The 7,196-nt window shown below is 70.9% G+C and carries 7 protein-coding genes; 5 read left to right on the top strand and 2 right to left on the bottom strand.

Features of this window, described 5'->3' with window-relative positions; translation table 11 throughout:
• The first annotated feature begins 418 nt into the window (after positions 1–418).
• Positions 419–1,078: an ABC transporter ATP-binding protein gene (locus ACFU74_RS14155; RefSeq protein ID WP_380756142.1), complete on the top strand. Its 660-nt coding sequence runs from the start codon at positions 419–421 to the stop codon at positions 1,076–1,078.
• Positions 1,071–3,275 carry an ABC transporter permease gene (locus ACFU74_RS14150; RefSeq protein WP_380756140.1) on the top strand — a complete coding sequence of 735 codons (2,205 nt, stop codon included), beginning with the start codon at positions 1,071–1,073 and terminating at the stop codon, positions 3,273–3,275. Before ACFU74_RS14155 ends, ACFU74_RS14150 begins: the two co-directional genes overlap by 8 nt.
• Before the next feature lie 113 nt (positions 3,276–3,388).
• Here ACFU74_RS14150 and ACFU74_RS14145 read toward each other — a convergent pair whose 3' ends face one another.
• Complete coding sequence (locus ACFU74_RS14145; protein WP_380756138.1) at positions 3,389–3,769, bottom strand: protein kinase; 381 nt, start codon at positions 3,767–3,769, stop codon at positions 3,389–3,391.
• Between the two features lie 33 nt (positions 3,770–3,802).
• On the opposite strand from ACFU74_RS14145, the gene ACFU74_RS14140 reads away from it, so the two are divergent.
• On the top strand, positions 3,803–4,036 hold the full coding sequence (locus ACFU74_RS14140) for a hypothetical protein (protein ID WP_380756136.1): 234 nt from the start codon (positions 3,803–3,805) through the stop codon (positions 4,034–4,036).
• A gap of 165 nt (positions 4,037–4,201) precedes the next feature.
• Here ACFU74_RS14140 and ACFU74_RS14135 read toward each other — a convergent pair whose 3' ends face one another.
• Positions 4,202–4,396: a hypothetical protein gene (locus tag ACFU74_RS14135; RefSeq protein ID WP_380756133.1), complete on the bottom strand. Its 195-nt coding sequence runs from the start codon at positions 4,394–4,396 to the stop codon at positions 4,202–4,204.
• A 213-nt stretch (positions 4,397–4,609) separates the two neighbouring features.
• Between ACFU74_RS14135 and ACFU74_RS14130 the strand changes: the two genes are divergently transcribed.
• Both ACFU74_RS14130 and ACFU74_RS14125 read left to right on the top strand, forming a co-directional pair.
• Positions 4,610–6,862 carry an NACHT domain-containing protein gene (locus tag ACFU74_RS14130; RefSeq protein WP_380756132.1) on the top strand — a complete coding sequence of 751 codons (2,253 nt, stop codon included), beginning with the start codon at positions 4,610–4,612 and terminating at the stop codon, positions 6,860–6,862.
• A 123-nt stretch (positions 6,863–6,985) separates the two neighbouring features.
• Positions 6,986–7,196 (top strand): hypothetical protein (locus tag ACFU74_RS14125; RefSeq protein WP_380756130.1); only part of this gene is annotated, 211 nt, incomplete at its 3' end.

Here is a 7,196-nt window from a genome sequence, read left to right as displayed (position 1 = left end):
TTTGCGGGGGGTTTTTTTTTTTGCGCGGGGGGGGGGGGGCTTTATTACCGGGCCCCCCCCACCCGGCGCTTCGCCCGTCGGCACACTTTTTCCGGGAATGGCAACTCCAACTCCAGCAGGCCATTCTCGCATTCACAATCGATGGAATACATTATCCCTCGATTCGGCTCCCTAGATTTATTCGCCGACCGAGCATCCATGCGACCTCGCCGGAGTCGGGGAACTCCCCTACTGGCCGGATACCGCCTCTCGACGGCCGAAGGACTTCGCCCGTTTCGGCACGCCGGCACGGGAGTGTCCAGTAAGTTTGCCAAGCGTCCAGATCATCGCCAACGCGCAGCGAGTGTCCCAAGACAGAGGTGGCCAGTTGTCCGTACCGCACGCAACACGCAATCCCGATCAGCGGGCGGCCATCGATGTGAGAGGCCTGCGTTATTCCCTGGGCGACCGCCTCCTGCTCCAGGACCTCGATCTGCGGGTCGAGTCAGGCGAGTCCGTCGCAGTCGTGGGCCCCAGCGGCTCCGGCAAGAGCACCTTACTCTCGTGCCTCTTGGGGCTGCTGCGCCCCTCGTCCGGCACGGTCACGGTCGACGGCGTGGACCTGCGGACACTCCGCGGCCGCGCCATGGCCCGGCACCGGCAGCGTTCCATCGGCATGGTCTTCCAGTTCGGGGAGTTGCTCCCGGAACTGACTCCAAGGGACAACGTCGCGCTGGCGGCGCTACTGGGCCGGCAGGAGCGTTCCACCGCCTACCAGCGGGCCTCGGCCCTCCTGGAGGATTTCGGTGTTCCCCAGGACGTCCGGACCGACCGGCTCTCCGGGGGCGAGCGCCAGCGCACCGCGGTGGCCCGCGCACTGATCAACACGCCCCGGCTCCTGCTGGCCGACGAGCCCACCGGGGCGTTGGACGAGGACACCCGCGACCACGTGGCCGACATCCTGTTCGCCCTGCCCGGACAACACGGCTGCGGCCTCCTGGTGGTCACCCACGACCAGGACATCGCCGCCCGCGCGGACCGTGTCCTGCGGCTGGCGGGCGGCGCCCTCCAGCCGGCCCAGGCGGTGGTCCGTGACTGACCGGCGCCTTGCGGTCCAGCTCCTGCGGGTGGGGTACCGCGCCGGGCTCAACGCCGAATCCGGACGCGTCCGTTTCACCGCGCTGCTGCTCGCGGCCTTCGCTTCGATCATCGCCTGTCTCACGCTGACCGTCGGTCATCTGACCTACGACCAGCGTGAAACCCGGAACGCCGCCCGCGCGCCCCACTTCCGTCTCGCGCCCGGGGAGCAGGCCACAGCCCTGTGGCACTCCGGGTTCGACTCGGTCGGCGGCCGGCAGTTCATGGTCGTCGAAATCTCTCCCCTGGTCGACAACGCCCCCCTGCCGCCCGGAGTGACGGCCTGGCCGGCCCCCGGCCAGGCCGTCCTGTCACCGGCCCTGCTCCGCGCGGGCCGTGCCGAGGGGATCACCGACCGCTACGGCACGGTCGCCGGCACCATCGGGCGCGCCGGGCTGGAGACCGTGGACGAGAAGCTGGTCTACGTGCGCCCGGCGGTGCCCTTCGGGCCTGACGACGAGGGGGTGCTGCCGATCGCCGGCTACGGCGCTCCGGTCGGCATCGCGACCCCGACCGGCGACATGCTCACGACCAAGCCGGAATGGCAGTTCCAGTCCCTGATCGTGGGGCTACTCCTGCTGCCCGCCCTCGTCCTGATGTTCACGGCAGTACGCACCGGCTCCCGCGGCCGGGACCGCCGCACCGCGCTCACCTCCGTTCTGGGGGCCGGACCGCGTGACCGGGCCCTGATCAACCTGGGTGAGGCCGCCGTCCCGGTCGCCCTGGGTTCGCTGGCCGGCCTCGCCGCACTCACGGCCCTGCTCAGTGCGGACCTGAGGCTTCCTGTCGTCGACTACGCCGTGTCCGCCGCCGACCTGCGTGCCCATACTGCCGCCCTGCTCCTCGCCTGGGCCGCCGGCGCCGCCCTGTCCCTCGCCGGGCTGTTGGCCCTGGATCGCGCCGAGACCGTCCGCAGCCGACGCCCCCGACCGATGGGCCAGCGACGCTCGCCCCTGCGCACGGCCGTGGCCTGCCCGGTCATGATCTTCGTCGCGGTCCGCGGCCCCGACTTCTTCTCCCTCGAGAGCGCCGGGCACACACTCGTCAACTACATCGGCGTCCTCGGCACCCTGGCCACCCTGCCGGCGGCGATCGGGATGGTCACGGCCGCGGCCGGCGAGGGCCTCGCCCGGGCCGGCCGCGTCCTGCGCCGGCCGGCTCCCGTCGTCTCCGGACGGTGGATGGCCGCCCACCCCGGGGTCGTCGCCCGGGTGGTCACCGGCCTCGTCGCCGGCATCATCCTCATGATCCAACTGCAGGTCTGGTTCTCCACTCTCAGCGCGACGGTCCAGAACGCGAAAGCGGTCAACCAGTCGGTCGGACGCAGCGTCCTGGAAGTCCAGTTCTCCGCCTCCGACCGCACGGCCCTGGAGCACTTCGCCGACGCCCTACCGGAGAACACCCTCCTCGTGCGGGTGGTCGTGGGGTCACAGCCACCGCAGATGCAGCTCAACGCCGACTGCCCCACGCTGGAGGCACTCAAGGTCCGCTGCAACGACAGCGGCCCGATCACGGTCGGCGGGGGCTCCGATCCCCGTGTGGCCGCCATCGCCGCGTGGATGGGGGCGCTGCCGCAGAACACGACGGCGAGCAGCCTCGGCCCATTGGCCCCCGTGCCGGGGGACCACATGTCCCAACTCCTCGTCCTCGCCCAGACCCCGGACGAAGCCCTGTCCGCCGCGGAGATCAAGACCGTCGCCTACCGGACCCTGCCGGGCAGCATCAGCGTCGAACCCCTGGGAGGCGGCTGGCTCGTCGGAGCCAACCTCACCGCCGACCAGGGCCGCTGGATCGTCCTGCTCGGGATCGCGGGCGTCGCCGTACTCGCGCTCTCCTTCGGCGTCAGCGGACTGACGGAATTCGTGCGCTGGAGCCGCACCATGGCACCCATCGGCAGCCTGACCGGCAACCACCGCGTCCTCGTCGGCAGCGCCGCCTGGAGCGTCCTGCTTCCGGTCCTCATCGCCAACGGCCTGGGCATCCTGGTCGGAGCGTGGCTCGCCACCCCCGTCACCGCCCAGCACCACAGCTCCGTGTCCGGCACCCTCCTGACCGCCTCCGGCCTCGCCGTCGCCATCCTGGGCATTCTGCTGTGGTGCTGGGCCGTCACCACCGCCCTCCGCCAGACGGCCCGCTGGCTCCCCGGCGCCGCAGACTAGGAGGCCTGGCCACCACCGGCCGCGCAGTGCCCCATGCCTACGGGCTGCACCTGCGCGGCTACATGCCCCCCTCATGGATCAACCGATGTGGCTGGCCTCAACCTGACTCTTTGTCAGGTTGACCAGCCACATGGCGCTTCGGGTGCGTCGGTGATCCGGGCCATCCCGAAGTCCGCGAGGCACCATACGCCGTCGAGAAGCAGGATGTTGGCGGGCTTGAGGTCGCAGTGCACGACGTCACCGTCCAGGTCGGCCAGGGCCGCCGCGACGTCGCGTAGTACCTGGACGACCTCGTCGAGCGGGAGCGTGCCGCCGGACTCGGCCAGGTGCTGGCCGAGTGACTTGTCCGCCCGCGGCATGACGATCGCCCACTGGCCATCGTGCTCGCCCTGGTCGATGACCGGGACGACGTTGCGGGCTCCGGCTTTCGGGAAGTTCGTGTACCAGGCCGCCCGGGAGCAGCGTTTGTGGATTCCGGCGCAGTTGCACTCCACCGCCCTCGCCCCGGCGCTCGAGCGGGGTGCCGCGTGAGCCTGCAGTCCTTCATCCAGGTGCTTCTGGTCCTGGTGGTGCTCCTGCTGGCCGCCGTCGTCGCCGGGATCATCGGGTACGGCACAGCCCCGGACCCGACCAACCCGTCGGATCCCGCCGCCGTTCAGGCCGCCAAGCAGGCGGCCCTCACCCGCGGCGCCTTGGTGTTCACGGTCGTCATGACCTTGGGGCTCGCGGTCATGGGGATGTTCATGGGCATCTTGTTCTGATTCGCCGGGGCCGGTGGCAGTCGGCCTGGCAATGCTGCAGGCCGCCCCGTCCGCAGGGCGGCCTGGAGGCTGGGGGCCGGCCTTCGAGGTGGCCTGGAGGAGTGCCTGTTTGGACGTGGCGCTCGCAGTGTGCGGTTGCCACGCCACGCCCATCAGGGTTGGGGGTCAGCGGGTCTTCAGCCACCACTCAACGACGGCGACGAGGATCGGGGCGGGGGTGGCGGCCAGGGAGAGCAGGGCGGTGCGCCCGGCCTGGCGGAGGATCGGGTTTTCGGCGGCGGTGGTGGGGGCTTCCGCCGCCGTGTCGGCGCCGGTGTGTTCGTCGGCGGGCTCGGTCTTACGGATGAGGTCGTCGTTCATGGCGGGTGTCCTCTCGGGCGATCGCTGGAGTTGGGACGCCGGGCCCGGCGGTGTTCTGAAGGTGGCATCGGAGCGGGTGAGGTGTCCCAAGTTCCGGGCGGAGAGGGCGTGGTGGGTACTACGCTGCTGGTCACCGTCGCGGGTCGGGGGTGCCCGTCAGCCCTGCTGCGGGCGGGGCGGGCAGATACGGGCGGGGAAGAGGTGGGTGGCTAGATGGTGTCGACTAACGAGCTGGGGTCGGGGCCGAAGCGGCAGGCGCTGTACGGGGGGCTGCTGGAGCTGAAGGAGCGGGCGGAGCAGGCGCGCAAGGCTCAGCAGGCTCTGTGCGGGCAGTTGGAGCTGGAGAGGGCGGTACGGCGCACCGGGCGGGCGGGGACGGAGAGGTTCGCCGGGAAGCGGATCAGCTCGTGGGTGCCGCCGACCGGTCGTGCGGGCGAGGCGCAGGTGCCGCAGGACGCCGAGGTTCTGCTGGCGGTGGTGGCGGTGTGGTCGGCCTGGGCCGGGGCTCGTTCGCTGGCGGCCGATGGCCGGGTGGAGGATCGGTGGCTGCGGGCGGAACGGTCTCGGTGGGAGCGGTTGCTGGGCGGGGCCCGGGAAGAGCGTGAGGCTGCCCGCCTGGCCGCCGGCGGGGATGCTGGCGCGCAGGGGCAGGTGCGTGCGGCTGAGCTGGCTGCGGCTGTGGAGGCGTACCGGCGGCGGGTGCGGGAGATGCACCGGCGGCTGAACCTCGATGTCCTCGGGTCGTCCGGCAACGCCGCTGAGCCGCCGGTGATCGAGGTGCGGCAGGTGTTCATGCCGCAGTTGTGCCGCCCGCACGTGGCCCAGGTTCCGGGTGAGGTGCGCCGGCTGTTGGCGGCGCACGAACTGGTGGATGCCGACCTGCCGCCGAGTATGGAGGTCGAGGCGGCCCGCGCCCTGCGCAGGGAGTATCACGCGCAGCCGGCGCGGCCGGTGCTGGAGGTGCTGGCGGGTGAGGGGGGCCGGCGGCTGGTGGTGCTGGGTGATCCGGGTGCGGGGAAGTCGACGCTGGCGAAGTACATGGCGTTGGCGTTGGCGGGCGGGTTGGGGGAGGTGCCGGCCGAGGTAGCTGAGCTCGCCGGGCTGGTGCCGGTGGTGGTGGAGCTGCGGCAGTACGCGCAGGCGCAGTGGCGTGACCGGACGATCGAGGACTTCCTGGAGCACGTCGACCGGCAGGACCGGATGGGCCTGACACGGCCGGTCCTGGAGGAGTTGCTCGCGCGGGGGCAGGTCGTGGTGTTCTTCGACGGCCTGGACGAGGTGTTCGATCCGGCCGTGCGGGCGCAGACCGCGCGGCGGATCACCGCGTTCGCCGCCGACCACCCGGATGTGCGGGTGGTGGTGACATCGCGAGAGTACGGCTACCGGTCGGGCGAGTTCACCGCGGCCGGATTCGCGCAGGTGATGCTGCAGGACCTGGAGCGCGGACAGGTCGAGGAGTTCATCCGCCGCTGGTACACCGCCGCCCACCCGGAGAACCTCTCCCTCGCCTCCCAGCTCACCCAACGCCTGCTCGGCGCGGTAAGGGGGGTGCGGGCAGTGGCGGAGCTGGCCGGGAACCCGTTGCTGCTGACCGTCCTGGCGTCCATGGGGCTCGGCAAGACCATCCCGCGAGAGCGGCGCGAGGTGTACGCCCACGCGGTAGAGGTCCTCATCGAGCAGTGGGACAGGGACGCCAAGTTCCTCGACCCCCACGCCCCGGTCACCGGGGAGGCCGCCCAGGCACTGGAGTGGCTCAACGTCGACAAGCGCCTCAAGGTGCTGCAGCGCATCGCCCGCCGCATGCAGGAAGGCGCGGGCCGCCCCGCCGGCACGTTCATCCAGCACACCGAACTCACCGGCATCATCAGCACCTACCTGACCGAACAGAACATCTCCCACACCGCCGCCGACATCGCCGCCGAACACGTCGTCGACCGGCTACGCACCCGCAACTTCCTCCTCGCCCACTACGGCGGAGGCATCTACGGGTTCGTCCACCGCACCTTCCTCGAATACCTCGCCGCCACCGAACTCCTGAACCGGTCCTACGAGGAGGAATGGACCCGCGACGAGATGGTCGCGGTCCTGGCAGAACACGCCGACGACCCCGCGTGGCACGAAGTACTGCTCCTCATGGCCGGCAACCTCCGTCAGCGTGGCGTGGCGGCCTTCATCGCACACCTCCTTCACCGACACCGGCGCGAAGACAGCCCCCGCGGTGGGTCGGCGCCGATGCTGGTCCTGGCCATCCGCGTCCTGGCCGAGGTCAAGGAAATCGGCGCCTCCCCCGCGCAGGGAAGCAAGGACCGACACCTTTCCGTGGCCGCGCAAAGCGACGCCGTCATCAACACCCTCACCACCGTGCTGCGCCAGTCGGGCTTTATCTCCTTTGAGGAAGCTCTGCCCGCCCTCGGGACCTTCGACCGTTTCTGGAGCGGCCGGGAGCGCTACCTGCGCTGGTACTAAGCGACTCAGACGGGGGTTAACCCGTTTCGGGGCAGCGCCATCGCTGCGGCGCTGAGCCGAGACCTGGAGGAAACCACGCGCCAGGCGCGCATCCCCTGGGATCCCTTCCTTCGCAGCGCCGCCTTGGAAGTGCTCGGGGAGCGGTGGCCGGACCACCCGGACACCCACCAAACCGTCCTGACCGCCGCCACCACCGACACCGACACCACCGACACCACCGACACCACCTACGTCCGCAACACCGCCTTGCACGTGCTCGGGGAGCGGTGGCCGGACCACCCGGACACCCACCAAACCGTCCTGACCGCCGCCACCGACACCGACCCGAACGTCC

This window comes from Kitasatospora sp. NPDC057500 (assembly GCF_042802195.1).
GTDB lineage: Bacteria > Actinomycetota > Actinomycetes > Streptomycetales > Streptomycetaceae > Kitasatospora.
This window is presented reverse-complemented; position numbering and strand designations above follow the sequence as displayed.

Bases quoted from the DNA above. Each gene is read 5' to 3' on its own strand.
- ACFU74_RS14135 (WP_380756133.1), bottom strand. From the start codon at position 4,396: ATGAACGACGACCTCATCCGTAAGACCGAGCCCGCCGACGAACACACC.
- ACFU74_RS14130 (WP_380756132.1), top strand. From the start codon at position 4,610: ATGGTGTCGACTAACGAGCTGGGGTCGGGGCCGAAGCGGCAGGCGCTG.